The sequence below is a fragment of the Micromonospora sp. B11E3 genome (genome assembly GCF_039871625.1).
Lineage (GTDB): Bacteria > Actinomycetota > Actinomycetes > Mycobacteriales > Micromonosporaceae > Micromonospora.
Map to the genome: position 1 here is coordinate 51,120 of NZ_JBDPMC010000012.1, position 23,170 is coordinate 74,289.

Annotated in this window: 20 protein-coding genes and 3 pseudogenes; 16 read left to right on the forward strand and 7 right to left on the reverse strand. The window is 75.0% G+C overall.

What is annotated here, in order from left to right; genetic code table 11:
- Positions 1-31 precede the first annotated feature (31 nt).
- From ABGB16_RS09260 to ABGB16_RS09285, 6 genes and pseudogenes are all read left to right on the forward strand, one after another.
- A pseudogene (locus ABGB16_RS09260) lies at positions 32-919 on the forward strand (ABC transporter ATP-binding protein); the annotation flags it as partial.
- Positions 920-1,035: 116 nt separating this feature from the next.
- Positions 1,036-2,220 carry an ABC transporter permease gene (locus ABGB16_RS09265; RefSeq protein WP_347667563.1) on the forward strand — a complete coding sequence of 395 codons (1,185 nt, stop codon included), beginning with the start codon at positions 1,036-1,038 and terminating at the stop codon, positions 2,218-2,220.
- A gap of 225 nt (positions 2,221-2,445) precedes the next feature.
- A complete protein-coding gene (locus tag ABGB16_RS09270) occupies positions 2,446-2,655 on the forward strand; it encodes a helix-turn-helix domain-containing protein (protein ID WP_347667564.1) in 210 nt (69 codons plus the stop codon).
- 221 nt (positions 2,656-2,876) lie between these two features.
- A complete protein-coding gene (locus tag ABGB16_RS09275) occupies positions 2,877-2,978 on the forward strand; it encodes an AURKAIP1/COX24 domain-containing protein (protein ID WP_007465623.1) in 102 nt (33 codons plus the stop codon).
- A gap of 116 nt (positions 2,979-3,094) precedes the next feature.
- A complete protein-coding gene (locus ABGB16_RS09280; RefSeq protein WP_347667565.1) occupies positions 3,095-4,168 on the forward strand; it encodes an NAD-dependent epimerase/dehydratase family protein in 1,074 nt (357 codons plus the stop codon).
- A 218-nt stretch (positions 4,169-4,386) separates the two neighbouring features.
- The gene (locus tag ABGB16_RS09285) at positions 4,387-5,244 is read left to right on the forward strand and encodes a lysophospholipid acyltransferase family protein (RefSeq protein ID WP_347667630.1); all 858 of its coding nucleotides are present in this window, start codon (positions 4,387-4,389) and stop codon (positions 5,242-5,244) included.
- A 133-nt stretch (positions 5,245-5,377) separates the two neighbouring features.
- On the opposite strand, the gene ABGB16_RS09290 is transcribed toward ABGB16_RS09285, so the two are convergent.
- The 3 genes from ABGB16_RS09290 to ABGB16_RS09300 all read right to left on the reverse strand — a co-directional run bounded on the left by ABGB16_RS09290 (position 5,378) and on the right by ABGB16_RS09300 (position 8,669).
- The gene (locus ABGB16_RS09290; protein ID WP_347667566.1) at positions 5,378-6,373 is read right to left on the reverse strand and encodes an HAD-IB family hydrolase; all 996 of its coding nucleotides are present in this window, start codon (positions 6,371-6,373) and stop codon (positions 5,378-5,380) included.
- An 82-nt stretch (positions 6,374-6,455) separates the two neighbouring features.
- Complete coding sequence (locus tag ABGB16_RS09295; protein ID WP_347667567.1) at positions 6,456-7,343, reverse strand: DUF5667 domain-containing protein; 888 nt, start codon at positions 7,341-7,343, stop codon at positions 6,456-6,458.
- A 381-nt stretch (positions 7,344-7,724) separates the two neighbouring features.
- The gene (locus ABGB16_RS09300) at positions 7,725-8,669 is read right to left on the reverse strand and encodes an ECF subfamily RNA polymerase sigma factor, BldN family (protein WP_347667568.1); all 945 of its coding nucleotides are present in this window, start codon (positions 8,667-8,669) and stop codon (positions 7,725-7,727) included.
- A 513-nt stretch (positions 8,670-9,182) separates the two neighbouring features.
- Here ABGB16_RS09300 and ABGB16_RS09305 point away from each other — a divergent pair.
- The 3 genes from ABGB16_RS09305 to ABGB16_RS09315 all read left to right on the forward strand — a co-directional run bounded on the left by ABGB16_RS09305 (position 9,183) and on the right by ABGB16_RS09315 (position 11,863).
- Entirely contained in the window at positions 9,183-10,907 is a 1,725-nt protein-coding gene (locus ABGB16_RS09305) for an AMP-binding protein (RefSeq protein ID WP_347667569.1), read from the forward strand.
- The gene (locus tag ABGB16_RS09310; protein ID WP_347667570.1) at positions 10,897-11,151 is read left to right on the forward strand and encodes a glutaredoxin family protein; all 255 of its coding nucleotides are present in this window, start codon (positions 10,897-10,899) and stop codon (positions 11,149-11,151) included. Before ABGB16_RS09305 ends, ABGB16_RS09310 begins: the two co-directional genes overlap by 11 nt.
- 61 nt (positions 11,152-11,212) lie before the next feature.
- Entirely contained in the window at positions 11,213-11,863 is a 651-nt protein-coding gene (locus tag ABGB16_RS09315; RefSeq protein WP_347667571.1) for an HAD hydrolase-like protein, read from the forward strand.
- Between the two features lie 39 nt (positions 11,864-11,902).
- On the opposite strand, the pseudogene ABGB16_RS09320 reads toward ABGB16_RS09315, so the two are convergent.
- Both ABGB16_RS09320 and ABGB16_RS09325 read right to left on the reverse strand, forming a co-directional pair.
- Positions 11,903-12,184, reverse strand: a pseudogene (locus tag ABGB16_RS09320) (LuxR C-terminal-related transcriptional regulator); the annotation flags it as partial.
- A gap of 2 nt (positions 12,185-12,186) precedes the next feature.
- Positions 12,187-13,155: pseudogene (locus ABGB16_RS09325) on the reverse strand (sensor domain-containing protein); the annotation flags it as partial.
- 356 nt (positions 13,156-13,511) lie between these two features.
- Here ABGB16_RS09325 and ABGB16_RS09330 point away from each other — a divergent pair.
- The 6 genes from ABGB16_RS09330 (at position 13,512) to ABGB16_RS09355 (ending at position 20,220) form a co-directional block, all read left to right on the forward strand.
- Positions 13,512-14,282, forward strand: a complete 771-nt coding sequence (locus ABGB16_RS09330) for a redox-sensing transcriptional repressor Rex (protein WP_347667572.1) — start codon at positions 13,512-13,514, stop codon at positions 14,280-14,282.
- The gene (locus ABGB16_RS09335) at positions 14,279-15,622 is read left to right on the forward strand and encodes a glutamyl-tRNA reductase (protein ID WP_347667573.1); all 1,344 of its coding nucleotides are present in this window, start codon (positions 14,279-14,281) and stop codon (positions 15,620-15,622) included. The genes ABGB16_RS09330 and ABGB16_RS09335 overlap by 4 nt, the downstream gene beginning before the upstream one ends.
- The gene (gene hemC / locus ABGB16_RS09340) at positions 15,619-16,614 is read left to right on the forward strand and encodes a hydroxymethylbilane synthase (protein WP_347667574.1); all 996 of its coding nucleotides are present in this window, start codon (positions 15,619-15,621) and stop codon (positions 16,612-16,614) included. The genes ABGB16_RS09335 and hemC overlap by 4 nt, the downstream gene beginning before the upstream one ends.
- Positions 16,611-18,191, forward strand: a complete 1,581-nt coding sequence (locus tag ABGB16_RS09345; RefSeq protein ID WP_347667575.1) for a uroporphyrinogen-III synthase — start codon at positions 16,611-16,613, stop codon at positions 18,189-18,191. Before hemC ends, ABGB16_RS09345 begins: the two co-directional genes overlap by 4 nt.
- Positions 18,192-18,203: 12 nt before the next feature.
- On the forward strand, positions 18,204-19,187 hold the full coding sequence (gene hemB / locus ABGB16_RS09350) for a porphobilinogen synthase (protein WP_347667576.1): 984 nt from the start codon (positions 18,204-18,206) through the stop codon (positions 19,185-19,187).
- Between the two features lie 400 nt (positions 19,188-19,587).
- On the forward strand, positions 19,588-20,220 hold the full coding sequence (locus ABGB16_RS09355; RefSeq protein WP_347667577.1) for a helix-turn-helix domain-containing protein: 633 nt from the start codon (positions 19,588-19,590) through the stop codon (positions 20,218-20,220).
- A gap of 16 nt (positions 20,221-20,236) precedes the next feature.
- Here the strand turns inward: ABGB16_RS09355 and ABGB16_RS09360 are convergent, their stop codons facing one another.
- A complete protein-coding gene (locus ABGB16_RS09360) occupies positions 20,237-21,253 on the reverse strand; it encodes a GNAT family N-acetyltransferase (RefSeq protein WP_347667631.1) in 1,017 nt (338 codons plus the stop codon).
- Positions 21,254-21,325: 72 nt separating this feature from the next.
- Positions 21,326-22,714 (reverse strand): lytic murein transglycosylase, encoded by a 1,389-nt coding sequence (locus ABGB16_RS09365; protein ID WP_347667632.1) that lies wholly within the window; start codon positions 22,712-22,714, stop codon positions 21,326-21,328.
- Between the two features lie 56 nt (positions 22,715-22,770).
- Here ABGB16_RS09365 and ABGB16_RS09370 point away from each other — a divergent pair, with 56 nt between their 5' ends.
- The gene (locus ABGB16_RS09370) at positions 22,771-22,983 is read left to right on the forward strand and encodes a zinc ribbon domain-containing protein (protein ID WP_347667578.1); all 213 of its coding nucleotides are present in this window, start codon (positions 22,771-22,773) and stop codon (positions 22,981-22,983) included.
- The last annotated feature ends 187 nt before the right edge of the window (positions 22,984-23,170 follow it).

Here is a 23,170-nt window from a genome sequence, read left to right on the forward strand (position 1 = left end):
GGACCGGCTGACGGCCTCCCTGAGGGGCGCGATGGCCGCCGAGTCCGACGAGGCCGGGTCGGGCCGCCCCGCGATCGAGGCCATCGACGTCTCGCGCACGTACGAGCTGGACGGTGTGTCCGTGCCGGCGCTGCGCGGGGTGTCGCTCACCATCGCGCCGGGCGAGTACGTGGCCGTGGTCGGGCCGTCCGGCTCCGGCAAGTCGACGCTGATGCACCTGCTCGGCGGGCTGGACCGGCCGACCGGCGGCCGGCTGGTGATCGGCGGCCGGGACGTCGGCTCGCTCACCGCCCCCGAGCTGGCGGCGCTGCGCAACCGGACCATCGGGTTCGTCTTCCAGGCGTTCCACCTGTTGCCGCGTACCTCGGCGGTGGACAACGTGGCGCTGCCGCTGGTCTACCGGGGCGTCGGCGCCCGGCAGCGGCGGCAGCGGGCGGCGGCCGTGCTGGGCCGGGTGGGTCTGGGGCACCGGCTGGAGCACCGGCCCAACCAGCTCTCCGGCGGCGAGCAGCAGCGGGTGGCGATCGCCCGCGCGCTGGTCACCGACCCGGCTGTGCTGCTGGCAGACGAGCCCACCGGCAACCTGGACAGCGCCACCGGGGAGGCGGTGCTGGCCCTGCTGGAGGAGTTGAACGCCGAGGCCGGGGTGGCGCTGGTGATGGTGACCCACGACCAGGAGGTGGCCGCCCGGGCCCGGCGCCGGATCGCCGTACGCGACGGGGCCGTGGTCTCGGACGAGACGGCGTCACCCGCGTCGAACACGACGGCGAGCACGGCCCATGATCGACCGCCGTCGGGGGCGTCCGGGGGACCTGACACACTGGTGCCCGCTCCCAGCGCGGAGCCCCGGTCCGCGTCCGGAAGCGACCCGGGGCACCCGCCCGGTGGCTCCGGTGGCGCCGCCGGAGCCACCGGGCGCCTTCCGCGCCTGGCGGAGCCAAGGCCGGGTACCTCGACGGACAGCACCCGGGCCCCAGGTTCAGGCGACGAGGGCAGCGCGGGCCGGGACGACGAGGGTGCCGCCGGAGGAACGTCGTGAGGGTGGCCGAGGCGTGGCGGGTGGCGTGGGACGCGCTGCGCGCCAACCGGATGCGCAGCGCCCTCACCATGCTCGGGGTGATCATCGGGGTGGCCTCGGTGGTCGTGCTGGTCGCCGTCGGCACCGGCGCGAAGCGGGAGGTCGAACAGCAGGTCGAGGGCCTCGGCTCCAACCTGCTGGTGGTGGTCCCCGGGCGGCTGGAGTTCGGGGCCGCCCCGGCGGTGTCCCGGCTGTCGCTGGCCGACGTGGACGCGGTGGGCCGCGTGGTCGGCGACCCGGGCCGGGTGGCCGTCACGGTCACCTCGGGCGAGACCGTCCGGGCCGGCAACCGCGCCGACTTCACCACCGTCCAGGGGGTGCTGGAGAGCACCCCGAGGGTGTTCACCCGCTCGGTGGGCCGGGGCGCCTACCTCACCGCCTCCGACGTGGACACCAGCCGCCGGGTCGCCGTGCTCGGCGCCGCCGTGGCGGACGCCCTGTTCCCCGACCGGGACCCGATCGGCCAGCAGGTCACCATCGCCGGGGTGCGGTTCCGGGTGATCGGCGTCTTCGCCCCGCTGGGCCAGAGCCTCGGCGTCGACCGGGACGACGAGGTGCACATCCCGGTCACGGCCGCGCACCGGCTCTACGGCACGCAGCGGATCGACGGCATCGCCGTCAAGGCCCCGGACCGGGAGCGGATCGGCGAACTGGGCGACCGGATCGTCGCCGAGCTGACCCGGCGCCACCCGGACGCCGAGTTCAGCGCCGTCACCCAGCAGCAGATCCTCGGCGTGCTCGGCGACATCCTCGGGGTGCTCACCGGCGTGCTGGCCGCCATCGCCGGGATCTCGCTGCTGGTCGGCGGGGTCGGCGTCTCCAACATCATGCTGGTCTCGGTGCGGGAACGGACCCGGGAGATCGGGCTGCGCAAGGCGGTCGGCGCCCGCCCCCGGGACATCGGCGTGCAGTTCCTGCTGGAGGCGGTGCTGCTGACCACGGTCGGTGGGGTGACCGGCATGGCCCTGGGCGTCGGCGCGGCGCTGCTGGTGGCGGCCCTGTCCCCGGTCCCGGCGGCGGTCACGTGGTGGTCCCTCGCGCTGGCGTTCGGCGTCTCGGCGGCGGTCGGCATCGTGTTCGGGGTGGTGCCCGCCCAGCGGGCCGGCCGGCTGGACCCGGTGGTGGCGCTGCGCGCCGAGTGAGCGGGGGGAAGCCACGGACCGTAATTGGGACACCCGGCGCAACACGACCCATATTCCCAGGTCACGGGCACGAAAACTACCCGTCGAGGCATGATCAGTTGTACGAAGGGATCGCGCCGGTAACAACCGTCCCGCTACCGTACTGGTAACACGCGCGTAGCCGGTCGGGGCGGGAGCATCCCGTCCGCGGGGCACGCGCCGGGCATGGGATGGGGTCGGTGAGCCATGGCCGGGTCGCAGTCCGACGGTCGGCTGTCGGAGGTCAAGTTCCTGACCGTCGCCGAGGTGGCGGCGGTCATGCGGGTGTCGAAGATGACGGTCTACCGTCTCGTGCACAGCGGTGAGCTGGCCGCCGTGCGGGTCGGCCGCTCGTTCCGGGTGCCCGAGCACGCGGTGCACGAGTATCTCCGGGGTGCCTTTCAGGAGACCGCCTGACCCGGGTCCGGCGAGCCGGCAGAGCGCGACGTAACGGGCATCGACGGGGGCGCGTTGGTCCCGCTGACGCTCTCCCGCTACCCTGATACTCCGACCGTGACCGCACACCGGTGCGCCCGCCGCCCGCCAGCTGGTCCGGTCCGTTGTCCGCAAGCGGTCGTCGACGCCACGGCGTGGTGTCACCCGGTCCGCCCCGCACGTTTGCATCGAAAGGCTGTCGTATGGGCTCGGTGGTCAAGAAGCGCCGCAAGCGCATGGCTAAGAAGAAGCACCGCAAGCTGCTGCGCAAGACCCGCGTCCAGCGTCGCCGTCTCGGCAAGTGACCGGGGCCGGGTCCGCCCGGCACCCGAGTCGCTTGCCACTGTCGACCCTCGGAGGCTCAGGTGATCAGGCCGTGGTCGTCCCGGCTCGGTCCCGCCTGCCGCAGTAGGTGCACGACATGACCCCCGGTGGCACCCCCGGTGCCCCGGGGGTGGTCGTCGTCACCGGCGTAGGTCGCTACCTCGGTGCGCACGTCGCCGCCCGGCTCGCCGCCGATCCGCGGATCGAGCGGGTGATCGGCGTCGACCCGGCGGCCCCCAACCCCGAGCTGGCCGGCCTGCTCGACCGGGTCGAACGGATCCGGCTCGACCTGGGCTCGCTCGGCGGCCTCCTGGCCGACCTCGACGTCGACGCCGTGGTCCATCTCGCCCTGGTCACCGCCCCCGACCCGCAGCAGGGCGGGCGGGCGGCGATGAAGGAACAGAACGTCATCGGCACCATGCAGCTGCTCGCCGCCTGCCAGCGGGCGCCCCGGCTGCGCAAGCTCGTCGTCCGCTCGTCGACCGCCGCGTACGGCGCGTCGTTCCGCGACCCGGCGGTCTTCACCGAGGAGACCGAGCCGCGCGAGGTGCCGCGCGGCGGCTTCGGCCGCGACATCCTCGACATCGAGGGGTACGTTCGCGGCTTCCGCCGCCGTCGCCCCGATGTCACCGCCACGGTGCTGCGCTTCGTCCCGTTCATCGGCTCGACCGCGGACACCACGCTGACCCGCTACTTCTCCCAGCCCGTCGTGCCCACGGTCTTCGGGCGCGATCCCCGGTTGCAGTTCGTCCACTTCGACGACGCGCTGGAGGTGCTGCACCGGTCGGTCGCCGAGGAGCACCCGGGGACGTACAACGTCGCCGGCCCGGGGGTGCTCGCCCTGTCCCAGGCGATCCGGCGGGCCGGCCGGGTGGGCGTACCGGTGCTCGAACCGGGCCTGTCCGGGGCCGCCGCGCTGGCCCGCAGCCTCGGCTTCGGCCGCTACGGCCTGGACCAGGTCGACCTGTTCGTGCACGGGCGGGTGGTCGACATCGGCGCGCTGGAACGGGAGTTCGGCTTCACGCCCCGCTCCACCGTCGCCGCCTTCGACGAGTTCATCCGCGCCCACTCCGGCCGCGCCGTGCTGACCCGGAGCCAGTTGGCCGCCGCCGAGCGGGCCGTCCTCGACGGCATCCGCCAGGTGCGCGCGGCCGTACGGGAGCAGTCGTGAGCTCGCCGGAGGAGGAGCGCGGGCGCGCCGGGGCGGGCGGCCGGTACGACGTACCGCTGACCGTGGCCGGGCCGGACGCGGAGCCGGCGCGGCGCAACGGCCACCGCCCCGCCCCGCAGGCCGCCGCCGCCCGGCCGGCCGCGCGGGACGGGGGCGATCGACCGACGTCGACGCCCGCGCCGGAGGGGCCGGCGGAGCCCGGCCCGCGTGATCCGGCCGTGCCGGACGGGCCCGGCGACGTGTGGGACCGCCGCGTGGCGTCCGGGCTGGCGTTCCTGCGCCGCCGGCTGAGCGGCGACTACGAGGTGGACGAGTTCGGCTTCGACCCGGAGTTGACCGACAGTGTGTTCTACCCGCTGCTGCGGCTGCTCTACCGGGACTGGTTCCGCACGGAGGTCACCGGCCTGGAGCACGTTCCGGCGGACGGGTCCGGGCTGGTGGTCGGCAACCACTCGGGCGCGGTGGCGCTGGACGCCCTGATCCTCTCCGCCGCGCTGCACGACCAGCACCCGGCCCACCGCTACCTGCGACTGCTCGGCGCCGACCTGGTGTTCCGGATGCCGGTGATGTCCGAGATCGCCCGCAAGACGGGGGCCACGGTCGCCTGCAACCCGGACGCGGAGCGGCTGCTGCGCTCCGGCGAGCTGGTCGGCGTCTTCCCCGAGGGGTTCAAGGGCGTCGGCAAGCTCTACGCCGACCGCTACAAGCTGCAACGCTTCGGCCGGGGTGGCTTCGTCTCGGCCGCGCTGCGCACCGGCACCCCGATCGTGCCGGTCGCCATCGTCGGCGGCGAGGAGATCTATCCGATGCTCGCCGACATCAAGCCGCTGGCCCGGCTGCTCAAGCTTCCGTATTTCCCGGTGACGCCGACGTTCCCGTGGCTGGGGCCGCTGGGCCTGGTGCCGCTGCCGAGCAAGTGGCTGATCGAGTTCTGCCCGCCGATCCCGACCGCGCACCTGACGGACTCGGCCGACGATCCGCTGGTCGTGTTCAACCTCGCCGACCAGGTGCGGGAGACCATCCAGCAGACCCTGCACAGCCTGCTCGAACGCCGTCCGGACCCGTTCGGCCCCTGACCGTCCGGGACTCCGCCGGCCCGCGACCGTCCGGGATTCCGCCGGCCCGCGACCGTCCGGGACTCCGCCGGCCCCGGCCGGCCGCGGCACCACCTGGCTACCGGCTCGTCGCGCTACGGCGCCGCAGGCCTGGCTATCGGCTCGTCACGCGGCGGCGCCGGTGCAGCGCGAGACCGGCGGTGACCGCGCCGGCGACCAGCCCGGCCGCCGCCGTCGACGGTACGGCGATCTTGACCGCTCGCCGGCCCGTGCGGAAGTCCCGCACCTCCCAGCCCCGCTGCCGCGCCTGCCGCAACAGGGCGGCGTCCGGATTGACCGCGACGGCCCGCCCCACCGCGGAGAGCATCGGCAGGTCGTTCGCGGAGTCGCTGTAGGCGGAGCAGCGGGACAGGTCCAGCCCCTCGACCGCGGCGAGCTGGGTGACCGCCTCGGCCTTGGCCGGACCGTGCATCAGGTCGCCGACCAGCCGCCCCGTGTACGCCCCGTCGACCACCTCGGCCACCGTGCCGATCGCCCCGGTCAGGCCCAGCCGGGACGCGATCACCCGGCCGATTTCGACCGGGGCGGCGCTGACCAGCCAGACCCGCTCCCCGGCGGCCAGGTGGCGCTGTGCCAGCCGGCGGGTGCCGGCCCAGATCCGCGGGGCCATCAGCTCGTCGAAGATCTCCTCGGCGAGCCGTTCCACGTCGTCGACCCGCCAGCCCTCGACGAACGCGAGGGCCGCCTCCCTGGCCTGCGACATGTCCCCGGCGTGCTCGGTGGCGAGGACCCGGAAGCGCAGCTGCTGCCAGGCGAAGCGGGCCAGGTCGCCAGTGGTGAAGTAGTTGCGGGCGGCGAGCCCCCGGGCCAACCAGTAGATCGACGCGCCCTGCATCATCGTGTTGTCCACGTCGAAGAAGGCGGCGGCGCTCAGGTCGGGGACGGCCGGGGTGGCCTCGGCCTCGGCCTCCGCCCAGCCGGCGGTGTGCCCTCGGGTGTCGACGCTGACCGTGACCTTCCGGGTGCGGGCCACGCGACCTCCCTCGTTCGACGACCCCGAGCCGTGCCTCCCGCGAGGGTAGCCGGACCCGGCTCCGCCCCGGCGGGCCGACGGGGAGGTGCGACCGCGAAAGGAAGGGACCCCTGTCAACGCCTGGTGTTGTACAGGGGCCCCTTCCCAACCGTCTGGACGACCGGGGCTGCCGGTCGTCGGGAACCGGGCAGGTCGGCGGTCAGCGACCGCCGGGGCAGGCGCCGGGGGTCGGGCCGAGCGTGTCGCTGGCGGCCGGGGCGGGCAGCCCGCAGCCGATGGCCGCCCGCAGCCCGTCCGACCGTTCCCGGACCTCCTCCAGCAGGGCCAACGACCGGCGGACCCGGTCGCGTTCCGCCCGGCCGGCCCCGTCGAGCAGCTTGCCGACCGCCCGGCGCTGCCCGGCGAGGAACGTGTCCACCGCGTCCAGGCCGGCCGGATCGGAGCGCTGCACGGCCGTGGTGGTCAGCAGGCGTACGCCCTGGCGGGTGTCGGAGTCCATGTCGTCGAGGACGGCCGCGAAGCCGAGCCGGTCCCCGCGCAGCTCGTCGGCCTCGCCGAGCCGGGTACGGGCGAAGTCGAGGAAGAGCTGCCCCCGGCTGAGGTCCGAGCTGGCCAGCGCGAGCTGGGCCCGTTCCGTCGACCGCTTCATCCCGTACAGGGCGTCGCCGGGCACCGCGTTCTCGCTGGCGGCGGAGATGCCGGAGACGGCGATGGCCCCGGCGGCCACCCCGATCAGGATGGCGCCCCGGGCTCGGGCCCGGCGGGCGGTCACCGCGGGCAGGAAGCTTCGCTGACCGGTGCCCGCGGCACCCCGCTGGCCGGCCGGCTCGGGCCCGCCCGGCACGGCGGCGGCGCCCACGCCCTCCCGTTCGGCCGTGGCGAGCAGCATCGCGCGCAGCCCGGCGCGGAAGTCCGGGTCCACCTCCCCGGCCGGCGGATCGGCGCCGAGCTGGCGGGCGACCGCGACGAGCGCGGCGAGCTGGTCGTCGGCGCGGGACCGGACGTGGTGACGCCGGCCGCCGTTGGCTTCGTCGAGAAGCTGCGCGAAGCGCTCGGCGCGCCGGCGGGAGAAGAGGTTGCTGTCCACCGCAGGCACCTCCTCTCGCTGGTCGCGGCCGGTCGGCCGCTGTCGTCGCCGGCGACCGGTGCCGCGTGTGCCGACAGGCGTGGTGCCGTGGCGGGCGCGCTGCCCGGACCGTGGGACCCGGGAGATGCGGGGCAACCACCGGTCGCATCCGGAGCAACGCTCCGCGCCGGGCACCGGTTACGGGGCCGGCGGAGCCGAAATCACGAAGAGTGATCGGCGCGGGAGGCTGAGCGCCGAACGGCGGGAAGAGGCGTACGGTCCGCGCCGAACCTCGGCGCGGCGGCCGGCCGGTGCGGGCGGTTACCGCCGCGTCGGCGGGCGACCCACGACGGCGTCGAGTTCCCGCCGACGGAGCGGTGGCCGGCCCGGCCGGCCATCAGGTCAGGGTTGGAAGCCGTCGGGCAGCAGCCGGGCCAGGGCCCGGACCGCGCGGTACTGCAGGGCCTTGATCGCGCCCTCGTTCTTGCCCATCGCCCGGGCGGTCTCGGCCACCGAGAAGCCCTGGAGGAACCGCAGCACGATGCACTCCTGCTGCTCCGGGTTGAGCTGCTTGACGGCGGTGAGCAGGGCGACGTTCGTGATGTGCTCGACCACCGCGGCCTCCGGGCTGCCCTCCGGACCGCGGTCCTCGCGGTCGGCGTCCAGCACGTCGCCGGTGGTCACCTCCAACCGGTAGCGGCCGGACTTGAAGTGGTCGGCGACCAGGTTCCGGGCGATCGTCACGAGCCAGGCGCCGAGGTCGCGGCCCTGCCAGGTGAAGCTGCCGATCCGCTTGAGGGCCCGCAGGAACGTGTCCGACGTGAGGTCCTCGGCCAGTTGGCGGTTGCCGACCCGGAAGTAGACGAACCGGAAGACGGTGTCGACGTACCGGTCGTAGAGCAGGCCGAAGGCCTCGGCCTCGCCGGCCTGGGCGCGCTCGACGAGGGCCCAGACCTCGGTCGCCGGGTCGGAGGGGTCGGGACGGCTGGGGTAGCCGGTCGGCCCGCCGCCCGTCGCCCCGGCCGCCGGCACCGCCGGCAGCACCGCCGTCTCCGTGGTGGACGGATCGGCGGCCGACGGGGTGTCGGCGCTGCGCCGGCCCTGGGCCGGCATGGTCGGCCGGTCGGGCAGTGCGACCCGGCCGCCGTTGCCGCCGGGCGTGGCCGGGCGGGCGGGTGCCTCGTTGTGGTGCGACCGGTTGCGCAGCCGCCGGGACGTCCCGTCGCCGCGCACCGCGAGCCTCGACAGGTCGTCGGCCGAGCCCCCGGCGGCGAGCCGTTCGTTGAGGGCGGCCCGGGCGGCCGCGGTCAGTCCGTTCAGTCGCTCAACGTAGCCGTAGCTGGTCACCGTGCCTCCCCGGTCCCGCGCGACGCCGGCCCCCGGGACGCCGCGGTGCGGGCGCGTCCACGGTGGTCGGGCAGGGCTCGTCCGGGACGTGCCGACGTGCGGCAGATCCCCTTGAGGTGCTGGTCCAATGCGCTCACAGGCACGGGGGCCTCCTCGGGCTGAGGGGTGTCGACTCACGGCAAATGGGGTGAGCCGACCCGAGTGATGATAGGGCCAACGTCACCCGCGCGTGGCAAGTCCGTTACACAGAGCGGAAGTATTTCCCGCTCCGTCGCACCGATGGCGGACCGGTTGTCCGTCGTGTGCGATTGACTTTCGGCGCGGCGGGTGGTTCGGTTCCAGTCCCAGGTCAGGCCGCCGGGCCGGGCCCGTCGACCGGCCCGCCGGCGGCCCTCGGCGCACGGCGGCGGGGGAGGTTTCGCCGCCTCCCCGGGGGCGCAACGGCGCTTTGTTCCCCACGGCGACGCGCTCGGGCATGGTCGGCGGCCCGGCGCTGTGCCAGACTCAGCGACCGTGCAGGACGCAGCTGACAGCTCCGCCCCGAACCTCGCCGACCGGCTGCGCCGGGCGGCCGTCGACCACGGCGACCGCCCCGCGCTGCGCTGGCGGGACACCACCCTGACCTGGTCCGAACTGGACGCCGCCGTCACCGCCGTCGCGCGGGCCCTGGCCGCCGCCGCGCCGGACGGCCGCCCACCCTCCGTGACCGAGCGGGTCCCACCAGCGGCCGCCCCGGGCACCCGGCCGGCCCCGCCGACCGGCGGCGCGGGGCACCCGGCGCGGGTCGCGATCGCCCTGCCCAACACGCCCGACTTCGTGATCAGCTATCTGGGCACGCTGCGCGCCGGCCTGGTCGCGGTGCCGGTGAACCCCGGCTTCACCGGCCCGGAGCTGCGGCACGTCCTGGCCGACTCCGGCGCCACCGTGCTGATCTGCACCGACCGGGTCCGGGGCCTGGTCGCCGGCTGCGCCGGGCAGCTGCCCGCGCTCGCCGCGGTGCACACCGCCCCGCCGACCGCCGCGGGCGACCGGGAGCCGACCCGGGACGCGGGCGCCGGGGAGCGGGCCGCCGACGCGGAGTTCCCGCGACGCGGCGACGACCTGGCCACCCTGCTCTACACCTCGGGCACGGAGGGACTGCCGAAGGGTGCGATGCTGCCGCACCGGGCGCTCGCCGCCAACCACGCGCAGGTGGCGCGGATCTCCCCGCCGGTGGTCGGGCCCGAGGACACCGTGCTGCTGGCCCTGCCGCTGTTCCACGCGTACGGGCTGAACTCGGGGCTGGGGGCCGTCGTCCACCACGGCGCGACCGGGGTGCTGGTCGAGGATGTCGCGTCGCCCGGCGCGCTCGCCGAGATCGCCCGGCACCGGGTAAGCGTGCTCGTCGGCGTACCGTCGATGTTCCTGGCCTGGTCAACGGCGGACCGCGACGCGGTGACGGCGGCCATGGCATCGGTCCGGCTGGCGGTCTGCGGCGCGGCCCCGCTGGAGCCCGCCGTCGCCGCGCGCTTCACCGAGGCGACCGGCCGCGCGGTGCACGTCGGGTACGGCCTCACCGAGACCGCCCCGGTGCTCACCTCCACCCTGGTCGGCGGGTCGCCGAAGGCCGGCTCGATCGGCCGCCCGCTGCCCGGCGTCGAGCTGCGCCTCGTCGGCGCGGACGGGGCCGACCTGTGGCGCGACGGGGTGGCCGAGCCGGACGACGACGCCGACGAGCTGGACCTGACCGTCGGCTCGCCGGGCACCGACCCCGGCGAGATCGTGGTACGCGGGGCGAACCTGTTCGCCGGGTACTGGCCGGACGGCCGGGGCGGCCCGGACGCGGACGGCTGGTGGGCCACGGGCGACGTCGCGTACGCCGACGCCGACGGGGACCTGTTCCTGGTCGACCGGCTCGGCGAGCTGATCCTGGTCAACGGCTTCAACGTCTACCCGCACGAGGTCGAGCTGGTGCTCGCCGCGCATCCCGGCGTGGCCGAGTCGGCCGTACTGGGTGTGCCGCACCCGCGGACCGGGGAGACTGTCCGGGCGTACGTGGTGCCGGCGCCGGGTCGCCCGGTGACCGGCGAGGAGCTGCTCGCCCACTGCGCCCGTAACCTGGCCCGGTTCAAGTGCCCGACCGCCGTCGAGTTCGTCGACACGCTGCCGCACTCGGCGATCGGGAAGGTGCGCAAGACCCAGCTCAGGCCGGTGCCGTTCCCGGCCGACACCAGCACGGAGGTACCCGATGGCCACTGACGCCCGGCTCACCCTGATCACCCGGCCCGGCTGCCACCTCTGCGACGACGCCAAGGCGGCGCTCGACCGGGTGGTGGCGGTCACCGGGGACCGGTGGGTGGAGTGGGACGTGACCGACGACGTCGAGCTGGAGCGCGAGTACGGCGACCGGCTGCCGGTGGTGCTGCTCGACGGCAAGGAGCACGGCTACTGGCGGGTGGAGGAGGACCGGCTGCTGCGGGACCTGACGACCCCGCAGCTCTGAGCGCGCCCAGGCCCGCGCCCCGTGCCCGGGGCGGTGGCGGGCGGGCCCTATGGTGCTGCCCATGATCCCTACGCGCCCCCATCTGGTGTGGGACTGGAACGGCACCCTGCTCAACGACCTCAGCCTGGTGGTGACCGCCACCAACGCCGCGTTCGCCAGCGTGGGCGGGCCGAGCGTGACCACCGCCGAGCACCGGGTGCGGTTCCGCCGGCCGGTCGCCGACTACTACGCCGAGGTGCTGGCGCGGGCCGTCGACGACGAGGAGTTCGGCCGGCTGGACCGGATCTTCCACGACGCGTACCGGGAGGGGCTGACCACCTGCGCGCTGGCCGACGACGCGGCGGTGGCGATGGCCGCCTGGCCCGGCAGCCAGTCGCTGCTGTCCATGTGGTTCCACGACGAGCTGGTGCCGGCCGTGCGCACCTACGGGCTGACGGGCCGGTTCGCCCGGGTGGACGGGCTGCGCGCCACGACCGGCGGGGACCGCAAGGCGGAGTCGCTGGCGCGCCACCTGACCGAGCTGGGGGTGGACGGCCGCGAGGTGGTGCTGATCGGCGACTCGCTCGACGACGCCGACGCCGCCCTGTCCGTCGGCGGCCGGGCCGTCCTCTACACCGGCGGCTTCACCGACCCGGACCGGCTGGGCGCCTCCGGCCACCCGGTCGCGGACACCCTCACGGAGGCGGTGACCCTGGCCGCCACCCTCCCCTGACGCGACCTCCGCCCCGTGGGGGCGGCGCGGGGGGCCGGGTCAGGTGCGCAGGTAGGCCAGGACGGCCAGGACGCGGCGGTGCTGGGTGGTGTCCGGTGGCAGGCCCAGCTTCGTGAAGATGTTGCGGACGTGCTTCTCCACCGCCCCGTCGGTGACCACCAGGGCGTGGGCGATGGCGGTGTTCGAGTGGCCCTCCGCCATCAGGGCCAGCACCTCCCGCTCGCGCGGGGTCAGCTCGCGCAGCGGGTCGTCGCGCCGCCGCCGCACGAGCAGTTGGCCGACCACCTCCGGGTCGAGGACGGTGCCGCCGGCGGCCACCCGGGCAGCTCCACCGGGATCAGGCCGCGCCCGGCGAGGGCGGCCAGGGCGCTGGGCAGCCCGCGGTCGACCAGGATCGGCGGGGCGATGCCCCGGGAGAGGGCGCGCAACTCGGCGAGCGTCTCCCGGGTCTGGGTGGCCGCCTCGTCCAGCGTCCGGCCGGCCGCCTCGGGGTCGGTGACGAGCTGGTGGCGGGCCCGGCTCAGGTCCATGGCGAGCCGGACGAGGCGCTGCTGCGGGCCGTCGTGGATGTCCCGCTCCAGCCGGCGCAGCGCCGCCGCCTCCGCGGAGACCGCCGCCCGCTTCTGCTCCTCCAGCACCGTGATCCGGCTGCGCATCTCGGCCACGCCGGTCAGCAGAGCGCGGGCGAAGGCGGCCTGGAGCAGCGCGCAGCCCCGCGCCACGAGCGGCAGCGTGATCAGGAAGAACACGCCGATCGCGCAGTTCAGGCCGATCCGGGCGGCGGCCGATCCACCCAGGCCGAGCAGTTCGCTCAGCTCCTCGTTCTCCGGCGGGTGCGGAATGGCCCAGTCGTACGCCCAGTAGAGGGTGCCGACGACCGCGCCGGCCCACCAGGTGACGGTCACCACGAAGGTGACGATGGCCACGGGGAGCTTGAGGATTCCGTGGGCCAGGTCGAGCCAGGACTGCGCGTCCCGGATCGGTGCGAGGATCCGCCGCCAGGGGCCGGCACCCGGTTCGGGGCGGCGGTAGTCGGGGCGTACCCGGGACTGCCGGAGCACGGTCGGCAGCCGCAGCCGTTCGACGTCGGCCAGGCCGCGGGCGACGGACAGGGCCCCGGCGAGCACCGGCAGGCCGATCACCGTCACCACCAGCCCCACGCCGAGCGCCAGCCCCACCAGCAGCACCACGAAGCTGGCCAACGCCAGGGGAAAACCGAGCAGGACGTACCCGGAGTCGCGGAGCAGTTGGCGGGAGGCGGCGGGCGGGTCGTCCACGGTGGCGGCGGTCATGGTCCGAGGCTAGGTAGCGCGGCGCCCCGTGTCCCATCCCGCCGGCCACCCGTTCCGGGTGGTGCCAGCCCTACCGCGGGCCGGCCATCGGGGCGTGTGATTGGTGAAAGAAGTCGGGATTGAGCAATAATCGGCGCGCGGCCGAACAGGGGTCCGCATAACGATCTTGTGGGACGGAGGGGCAGGTGGGGGCGGGTCGCCGGTCTTCAAGATCGCGATTTGTGCGTCTCTTCACAAGCGCCTACTCTGTAATTCCGACGCGTCCTGCTAGCTCAGCCGGCAATCTCGGTCGCCAGCGGGAGTCCCGACACGGCCGGCCGCTGGAGCTGGCCGAGGATCGCACCGCACGGAGTCTCATGAGTCAGCACCGTCACCCTGGCGCGCCCGGTCGCGCCGGTGCCGTACCGGCGCTTCCGGACCTGCCCGAGGCGACCGTCGCGCGGCTCCCCGAGTACCTCCGCGCCCTGCACAACCTCGCCGAGTCCGGCCACGAGACCATTTCCAGCGAGGGGCTGGCCAGCGCCGCCGGGGTCAACTCCGCGAAGCTCCGCAAGGACCTCTCCCACCTCGGCTCGTACGGCACCCGCGGGGTCGGCTACGACGTCGCCCTGCTGGTCGACCAGATCGAGTTCGTGCTCGGGCTCACCCAGCGGCGGGCCGTCGCGCTGGTCGGCGTGGGTAACCTCGGTCACGCCCTGGCCGGCTACGACGGCTTCGCCAGCCGCGGCTTCCGGATCGCCGTGCTGCTCGACGCGGACCCGTCCCGGGTGGGCGAGGAGATCAACGGCCTGGTCGTCCGGCACGTCGACGAGCTGCCCCGGATCGCCGCCGAGGAGTCGATCGCGATCGGCGTGATCGCCACCCCGGCCGGCGCCGCCCAGGCCGTCGCCGACCAGCTGGTCGAGGTCGGCGTGACGAGCATCCTCAACTTCGCGCCGTGCGTACTCTCGGTGCCGGAGGGCGTCGACGTGCGCAAGGTCGACCTCGCCATCGAGCTGCAGATCCTGTCCTTCCACGAGCACCGCAAGGCGTCGCTGACCGCGTTGCCCGCCACCGGCGGGTCCGCCCTCACCGCCCTGCCCGGCGGGCTCACGGAGACCGACACCCAGGAGGCGACCGGCACGTGAAACTCCTCGTCGTCGGCACGTCCTACCGCACCGCTCCGGTCGCCGCCCTGGAGCAGCTGGCGGTCGCCCCCGCCGACCTCACCCGCACCCTGGACCGCCTGATCGCCCGGCCGTACGTGAGCGAGGCGGTGCTGGTCTCCACCTGCAACCGGGTGGAGGTCTACGCCGCCGTGTCCGGTTTCCACGGTGGGCTCGGCGACATCTGCGCCGTCCTCGGCGAGCACGCCGGGACGCCACCGGCCGCCCTGGCCAACCACCTCTACGTGCATTACGACGCCGCCGCCGTCAACCACGTCTTCCGGGTCGCCGCCGGGCTGGACTCGATGGTCGTCGGCGAGGCGCAGATCCTCGGCCAGCTCCGTGACGCGTACCACTGGGCCACCGGGGCCGACGCCGCCGGCCGGCTGCTGCACGAGCTGATGCAGCAGGCGCTGCGGGTGGGGAAACGGGCGCACGCGGAGACCGGCATCGACCGGGCCGGCCAGAGCGTGGTCACCGCCTCGCTCGACCTGGCCGCCGCGCTGCTCGACGGCGACCTCGCCGGCCGTCCCGCCCTGGTGGTCGGGGCCGGCGCGATGGGCGCGCTGGGCGTGGCGACGCTCTCCCGGCTCGGCGCGGGGCCGCTCACCGTGACCAACCGGGGGACCGACCGGGCCGTGCGGCTGGCCGAGTCGTACGGAGCCAGCGCGGCGCCGATGGCCGAGCTGACCGACGTGCTCTCCACAGTGGACATCGTAGTGGCCGCCACGGCGAGCACCGAACCGGTCCTCACCCGCGAGGTGGTGGCCCGCGGGCTCGCCGGCCGCGCCCCCGGGCGGGGTCCGCTGGTCCTGCTCGACCTCGCCGTTCCGCGCGACGTGGAGGCGGGCGTGGCCGAGCTGGACGGTGTCGAGGTGATCGACATCGACCGGATGGCGGCGCTGCTCGCCGACGGGCCGGCCGCCACCGACGCGGCCGCCGTCGAGCGGATCGTGGCCGCCGAGGTCGAGTCCTTCCTCACCTGGCTGCGCGGCGCCGACGTGGCCCCGACCGTGGCCGCGCTGCGCGGCCGGGCCGAGGACGTGGTCAGCGCCGAGCTGCGCCGGCTGGCCCAGCGCCGCCCCGACCTCACCGAGGAGCAGCGCGCGGAGGTCGCCCGGACGGTGCACCGGGTGGTGCAGCGGCTGCTGCACCAGCCCACCGTGCGGGTCCGCCAGCTCGCCGCCGAGCCGGGCGGCGACCAGTACGCCGCGCTGCTGCGCGAGCTGTTCGACCTCCAGGTTCCGCAGACGTCCCCGGTCGACACCGTTCCCGACGTGGTCGACACCGAGACCACCCCGTACCCCGGAGGTGAGAGATGACCGCCCCCCTGCGCCTCGGCACCCGGGGCAGCGCGCTGGCGATGGCCCAGTCCGGCCAGGTCGCCGCCGCGCTCACGGCCGCGACCGGCCGCGAGGTCGAACTTGTCGAGGTGGTCACCGCGGGCGACCGCTCGACCGCCCCCGTGCACCGGCTCGGCGTCGGCGTGTTCGTCTCCGCGCTGCGCGACGCCCTGGCCGCCCGGGCCATCGACTTCGCGGTGCACTCCTACAAGGACCTGCCCACCGCGGCGGCCCCCGGGCTGCACATCGCGGCCGTGCCGGAGCGGCAGGACCCGCGCGACGCGCTGGTGGCCAGGGACGGGCGGACGCTCGCCGAACTGCCACCCGGTGCCCTGGTCGGCACCGGCGCGCTGCGCCGCATCGCGCAGCTGCACGCGCTCGGGATGCAGCTGGAGGTCACCCCGGTCCGCGGCAACGTGGACACCCGCCTCACGCGGGTGCTCGGCCCGGACGCCGATCTCGACGCGGTCGTCCTGGCCCGGGCCGGGCTGGCCCGGATCGGCCGGCTCGACGTGATCACCGAGACGCTCGACCCGATGCTCATGCTGCCCGCGCCCGCCCAGGGCGCGCTGGCCGTGGAGTGCCGCGTCGACGACGCGGACCTGGTCGAGCTGCTCGCGGTGCTCGACCACGCACCGTCCCGGGCCGCGGTCACCGCGGAACGGGCGCTGCTGGCCACCCTGGAGGCCGGGTGCAGCGCACCCGTCGCCGCCTACGCCATCGTCGCCGAAGGCGAGCCGGCCGGCTCAGGCGCGGAAGGCGATGTTGTTCATGAGATCTACCTGCGCGGGGCGGTGATCAGCCCGGACGGTACCCGAGACCTCCGGCTGTCCCGCACCGGAACGCCCGCCGACGCGGCGGAGATCGGCAAGGCACTCGCCGCCGAACTCCTCGAACTCGGCGCCGACTCGATCCTCGGCCAAGAAGGACACGCCGGCCCGGGGACCCAGCAATTTGGGAGCACAGAATGACCCGCACCCGTAAGCCCGTAGGCCGCATCGCGTTCGTCGGGGCCGGCCCCGGCGACCCGGGCCTGCTGACCCGCCGGGCGCACGACGCCCTGGTCGACGCCGACCAGGTGGTGTACGACCGGGGCATCCCCGAGTCGCTGCTCGACGCCGTCCGCGCCCAGGCCAAGCCCGACGCCGAGTTCACCCCCGCCGAGGGCGTGCCCGGGGACGTGGCGAAGGTGCTGATCTCGGCCGCCCGGTCCGGCCAGAACGCGGTGCACCTGGTCGCCGGCGACCCGTTCGGCCACGATTCGGTGGTCAAGGAGGTACAGGCGGTCGCGCGTACCGCGGCGCACTTCGAGGTGGTGCCGGGCATCGGTCAGGCCGAGGGCGTGGCCACGTACGCGGGCCTGCCGCTGCCCGGCGTGCGTACCGCCGCCGACGTCGAGGACGTCACCACGCTGGACTTCGAGGCGCTGGCCGCGGCCGTCAACCGGGGCTCGCTGGCGATCGCCGTGGACGCCGGCGACCTGGCCGCCGTGCGCGACGGTCTGCTCGCCGCCGGGGTGGACGGCACCACCGCCGTGGGCGTGACCGGCGACGGCACGGGGGAGACCCAGTACACGACCACGTCGACCGTGGACTCCTTCGTCGCGGCGGCACTCGGCTTCACCGGCCGCGTCGTGCTCACCGTCGGCGCGGGCGTCGGCGAGCGGGACACGCTGAGCTGGTGGGAGAACCGGCCGCTGTACGGCTGGAAGGTGCTCGTACCCCGGACCAAGGAACAGGCCGGCGTGATGAGCGCCCGGCTGCGCGCGTACGGGGCCATCCCGTGCGAGGTGCCGACCATCGCGGTCGAGCCGCCGCGCACCCCCGCCCAGATGGAGCGGGCGGTCAAGGGCCTGGTCGACGGCCGGTACGCCTGGGTGGTCTTCACCTCCGTCAACGCGGTGCGCGCGGTGTGGGAGAAGTTCGCCGAGCACGGCCTGGACGCCCGGCACTTCGGCGGTGTCAAGATCGCCTGTATCGGCGAGGCGACCGCCGACGCCGTCCGCGCGTTCGGCATCCAACCGGAGCTGATCCCGTCCGGCGAGCAGTCGTCCGAGGGGCTGCTGGCCGAGTTCTCACCGCACGACGAGATCCTCGACCCGGTGGGCCGGGTGCTGCTGCCACGCGCCGACATCGCCACCGAGACCCTCGCCGCCGGGCTCACCGAGCGCGGCTGGGAGGTCGACGACGTGACCGCGTACCGGACCGTCCGGGCGGCCCCGCCGCCCGCCGAGATCCGGGACGCGATCAAGTCGGGCGGGTTCGACGCGGTGCTCTTCACGTCGTCCTCGACGGTGCGGAACCTGGTCGGCATCGCCGGGAAGCCGCACACGCGTACCGTTGTCGCCGTCATCGGGCCCAAGACGGCGGAGACGGCGACGGAGTTCGGCCTGCGGGTCGATGTGCAGCCGCAGAACGCCTCGGTGCCCGACCTGGTGGAGGCGCTCGCCGCCTACGCCGTCGAGCTGCGCGAGAAGCTCGCCGCCATGCCGGCCAAGCAGCGCCGCGGCTCGAAGGTGCAGGGCCCCACCGCCCTCAGGTTCCGCTGACAGGAGGCCCCCGTGCCGTACCCCGAGATCCGACCCCGCCGGCTGCGCCGCAACGCGGCCGTGCGGCGGCTGGTCACCGAGACCCGCGTCGACCCGGCCGAGCTGGTCGTGCCGATGTTCGTGAAGGAGGGGCTGACCGAGCCACGGCCGATCGCCTCGCTGCCGGGGGTGCTCCAGCACTCCCGGGACTCGCTGCGCAAGGCGGCCGCGGAGGCGGTGCAGGCCGGCGTGGGCGGGATCATGCTGTTCGGGGTGCCGGCGTCGCGTGACGAGCGCGGCTCCGGCGGGATCGACCCGAACGGCATCCTCAACGTCGCCATCCGGGATGTGGTCTCCGAGGTCGGCGACGCCACCGTGGTCATGAGCGACCTCTGCCTGGACGAGTTCACCTCGCACGGGCACTGCGGGCTGCTCACCCCCGACGGCGGCGTGGACAACGACGCCACCCTGGCCGCGTACGCCGAGATGGCGGTCGCCCAGGCCGCCGCCGGGGTCCACGTGGTCGGGCCGTCCGGGATGATGGACGGCCAGGTCGGCGTCGTCCGGCGGGCCCTCGACGCCGCCGGCCATACCGACGTCGCCGTGCTCGCGTACGCCGTGAAGTACGCCTCCGCGTTCTACGGACCGTTCCGGGACGCGGTGGAGTCGGCCCTGGAGGGCGACCGGCGCACCTACCAGCAGGACCCGGCGAACCTGCGCGAGTCCCTGCGCGAGGTGGAGCTGGACGTCGCCGAGGGCGCCGACATGGTGATGGTCAAGCCGGCCCTGCCCTACCTCGACGTGGTGGCGGCGGTCCGGGCCGCGGTGGACGTCCCGGTCGCGGCCTACCAGGTCTCCGGCGAGTACGCGATGGTCGAGGCGGCCGCCGCGAACGGCTGGATCGACCGCGAACGGGTCATGCTGGAGACGCTCACCTCGATCCGCCGGGCCGGCGCCCAGATCATCCTCACCTACTGGGCGGTCGAGGCCGCCCAGCTCCTGCGCCAGCGCTACTGACCGCCACCGGACCGCCCGCGCCGGCCGCACCGGGCGGCGCGCCCACCCGCACGGGTGGCCGGCGACCGCACTGGTGGCCGGCGACCGCACGGGTGGTCGCGGAGCACGTGGCGCGCCGGCGGGGCATGCCGTGATCGACTCGTCGGCGCTGCCTCTCCTCGCCTGCCACCCACGCTCCACTTCTCGCCCTTTGCTCTGCACCCCCCGGCGCACAACTGACGGACAGTGAAGGTTGCGCCAGTGGGTGCAGAGCAAAGGGCCGTGAAAGGCATGTGGTGGTCGGGCGGGTCAGGGCGTCGACTGAGGCCCGGCGCCCGCGGTTTCCGCAGGATGCCGGGTTATCCACAGGGGCGGCCGGCGGGATTGCGGACGACCGGCGGCTGACGGAAGGCTGCATTTCATGGCAGCCTTCGACCGCGAGCCTGGCCATCCGGAGCGGCACGACCAGTCCGACGGGCGGCAGCAACCCGAGCGCCCCACGCCGGACGCGCCGGACGGTCCGGACCGTCCGGACCGGCCGGGAGGCGAAGCTGGCGGCGACGAGCAGCCGACGATGTTGAGCGAGCCGTTCGACATTCCCTGGCCGGCGGCCGGGATCGTACGGGCCGTCCGCCGCCGCGCCGACGCCAGCCAGCGGGAGCTGGCCCGGTGGGCGGGAGTGCATCCGTCCACCATCGGACGGATCGAGGCGGGCGCGCTGGTGCCCAGCATCGCCATGCTGCGCCGGCTCATCGCGGTGGCGGGCTTCCGGCTCGCCGTCGTGGACGAGTTCGGCCGGGTGCTCAAGCCGATGCGCGACCGCGACGACGCGCGGGACGGGGCGGGGCGGCGCTACCCGTCGCACCTCGACACCATCCTCGACCCGGAGCCGGGGGAGTGGTGGGCCGACATCTACGGGCTGGCCCGCCCGCCGGAGACCTTCTATCGGAACCGGGCGGTGCGGGACGCGATGCGCCGGCGCAGCCAGTGGGAGGTACGGGTGGCCAAGTACCGGCACGTGCCGCCACCGCCGCGCGTTCCGCCGACCGGGTGACGGCCCTGTTTGCGCGTCAGCGGCCGGCGTCGAGGCGGTGCACCAGCTCCGCCACGTCCACGCTGTACTCGCACCACTCCCGGTCGGGACGGTAGCCCAGCTCGGCGTTGACCTTGAGCATCGCCTCGTTGGCCTGCGCGTTCCAGGTCTGCACCTCGGTCAGCTCCGGCTCGGCCGAGCGCAGCTCCAGCAGCATCCGCGCCTTGATCGCCCGGTCGATTCCGTAGCCCCGGTGGTCCTGCACCACGATCGTGTCGTACTGGTCGGCCCGGGTCGGGTGCTGCGCCGGCACGACCAGCTCGGTCAGCCCGGCCACCTCGCCGGTCCGGTCGTGGATGGCGAGCACGATGTACGGCTTCATGCCCCGGCGGTGCAGTGTGTCGATGCTGTCCCGCAGCCGCTCCGGGTCGTACGAGCTGGGGCGCAGTTCGCCGTCGCCGAGGTCGCGCACCTCGGCCTTCGCCCGCGCGTACGCCTCGATCAGGTCGTCCGGCGGACCGCCCGGGCAGAACTCCACGCGGTAGCCCGCGCCGACTCCCGTGGCCATGGCGGCCAGCGCCGACCAGTCCACCGCGGACAGGTCCAGCACGCTGCGCGTCTCCACGTACTCCCGGTTGAAGCCGAGCGCCTCGTAGAAGGCCACGGCCGGAGTGTCGCCGACGACCTCGACGCCGATGGACTGGAAGCCCTCCTGGTAGACCCGGCGGGCGGCCAGCCGGACCAGGTCCCGGCCCAGGCCGCTGCGGCGCACCGACGGGTGGACCAGCACCTCCAGGACGCCGATGTCGCCGAGCATGAGCACCTGGACGTGGCCGAGGATCGCGCCGGGCTCGCCCTCGGCGCCCGCCCCCGCCTGGGCCACCCACGAGATCCGCCGCTCGCCGGGCATCACCTCGGAGAGGTACTCCCGCAGCGAACTCTGCCGCCAGGGCGGATCCTGTGGGAGGTCGGCCGCGAACACCGCGTTCAGCGTGTCCAGTAGCGACGCGATCTCGACGGACGACGCGGTCCGGGGATCCCACTCGCGCACCATCACCCGTCTAGCTTGCCGTCAACGGCAGCGCGGGGGAAGTGTCCAGTTCTCCAATGTACGCAGGCGATCACGTCACGTACGCCGGCTGGCGACCCCGTACTCGTTGGCCTTGTCGAAGACGTCCTGCGCGTATCGGCGGACGTCGTTGTATGACAGGATGGCGCCCCACCAGTCGCCCGGGATCGTCATGTTCCGGCCGCCCTTGCACAGGTAGTTGCCGGCGGCCAGGGCGGCGTCGTCCAGGTCGTGCGGATCCTTCCGGCCGTCGTTGTCCGCGTCCGCCCCGATCTCCTGCCAGGTCGTCGGGATGAACTGCATCGGGCCGATCGCCCGGTCGTAGGTGGTGTCCCGGTCGTGCAGCCCCCGGTCGGTGTCCCTGATCAGCGACCGGCCGCCCTTGCCGTCGAGCGGGTCGCCGATGATCTCCGGCAGCGCCCGCGCGTCCGGCCCGAGCGTCGCGCCGTTGGCCTGCCCGTGCCGGGACTCGACGTACCCGATCGCGGCCAGTGTGGTCCAGCTGAGCTGGCAGCTGCGGTTGGTCTCCGCGAGCACCAGCTCCGCGTAGCCGTACGCCTGCATCGCGACCGGCGAGATGCCCACCTTCGCCCCGGTCTGCTGGGCCCACGCGGCGAGGGCGTCGGCGGGCCGGCCGGTCGCCGCCGGAACGCCGGGCAGCCCGCCCGGCGTGGCGGTCGCGCCCGGGAACCCGGGCAGCCCGGTCGGCGCCGGCGCGCCGGAGATCCCGGGAAGGGCTCCGCCCGGGGTGCCGGTGGCGTCGACCGCGACCGGACGGGGCTTCGGCGCGGTGGCCGGCACCACGAGCGCTCCGGCCGCCGCGGTCGCCCCGACCAGGGCGAGCAGGAACAGCCCGGACACCGTGAGGCGCCCGCCCGGCCGGCGCGACCACGCCCGGGTGGCCCGCGCCGCGGCGGCCACCGCCTGCCGCGGCGGAGGCATGCGTACGGCGTGGGCGAACGGCATCCGGCGCCGCCGGCCCCCGGCCGACTTTCCGCCGTCGACGCCGTCCGTCCCGGCGTCTCCTGCCTCGCCCGCCGTGGTGCCCTCGGCTTCCTCCGCCTTGGCGTCCCCGGTGGCGTCCGCCTTGGCGTCTCCTGCCTCGTCCGCCTTGGTGCCCTCGGCTGCGTCCGCCGTGGCTGCGTCCGCCGTGGGGGCGTCCCCGACAGCGTCCGCCTTGACGCCCCCGGTCTCGTCCGCCGTGGTGCCCTCGACGCCGTCCGCCTTGACCTTTACGGTCGCGTCTCCCGGCTTCTCGGGCTTCGCGGCGGCGTCGACGGCGTCCGGCCCCTCGGCGGGCGCGGGCGTCTCGGTCGGCTGCTCCGACCTCAGCCACGGCCGGCGGGGTCGGGGCAGCCGGCCGTGCGCCGGGCCGCCGCCCGGTTCCTCGGGGGGCGCGGCCGGACGCAGGGGCCGATCCGTCGTGCTCTCCTCGCCGTCCACCACCCGTCGAGTATCGCCCATGTTCCGCTCGGCGTCAGGACCGGTCGTACCCTTGTGCCATGCCCCGGTACGAGTTCCGCTGCCGCGCCTGCGGCGACACCTTCGAGGTCAACCGTCCGATGGCGCAGGCCGGCGAGCCGGCGCCCTGCCCCCAGGGGCACGCCGACACGGTCAAGCTGCTGTCCACGGTGGCCGTGACCGGTCGCGGCGGCCCGGGCGCCGCCCCGGCCCCGTCCGGCGGGGGCTGCTGCGGCGGCGGCTGCGGCTGCTGACCCCCACCCTCGCCGCCTCCTGACGCGGTGACCTCCGGCGGGGCCCCGGGCCCCGGCCGGCCCGTCATCGTGCCCGTTCGACCCCGCCGGCGTATGACGACGCCGGAGATGCCGGCGACGCCGGGCCAGACGCCACTGGCACCTTTGGGTCGGCGTCTGCCCGACCGTTCTCACGATGCGTGACCGT

Coding starts and splice junctions, on each gene's coding strand:
- hemC (WP_347667574.1), top strand. CDS start 15,619: ATGACCGCCCCCCTGCGCCTCGGCACCCGGGGCAGCGCGCTGGCGATG.
- ABGB16_RS09315 (WP_347667571.1), top strand. CDS start 11,213: ATGATCCCTACGCGCCCCCATCTGGTGTGGGACTGGAACGGCACCCTG.
- ABGB16_RS09275 (WP_007465623.1), top strand. CDS start 2,877: ATGGGCTCGGTGGTCAAGAAGCGCCGCAAGCGCATGGCTAAGAAGAAG.
- ABGB16_RS09345 (WP_347667575.1), top strand. CDS start 16,611: ATGACCCGCACCCGTAAGCCCGTAGGCCGCATCGCGTTCGTCGGGGCC.
- ABGB16_RS09310 (WP_347667570.1), top strand. CDS start 10,897: ATGGCCACTGACGCCCGGCTCACCCTGATCACCCGGCCCGGCTGCCAC.
- ABGB16_RS09360 (WP_347667631.1), bottom strand. CDS start 21,253: ATGGTGCGCGAGTGGGATCCCCGGACCGCGTCGTCCGTCGAGATCGCG.
- ABGB16_RS09280 (WP_347667565.1), top strand. CDS start 3,095: ATGACCCCCGGTGGCACCCCCGGTGCCCCGGGGGTGGTCGTCGTCACC.
- ABGB16_RS09330 (WP_347667572.1), top strand. CDS start 13,512: ATGAGTCAGCACCGTCACCCTGGCGCGCCCGGTCGCGCCGGTGCCGTA.
- ABGB16_RS09355 (WP_347667577.1), top strand. CDS start 19,588: ATGGCAGCCTTCGACCGCGAGCCTGGCCATCCGGAGCGGCACGACCAG.
- ABGB16_RS09370 (WP_347667578.1), top strand. CDS start 22,771: ATGCCCCGGTACGAGTTCCGCTGCCGCGCCTGCGGCGACACCTTCGAG.
- ABGB16_RS09270 (WP_347667564.1), top strand. CDS start 2,446: ATGGCCGGGTCGCAGTCCGACGGTCGGCTGTCGGAGGTCAAGTTCCTG.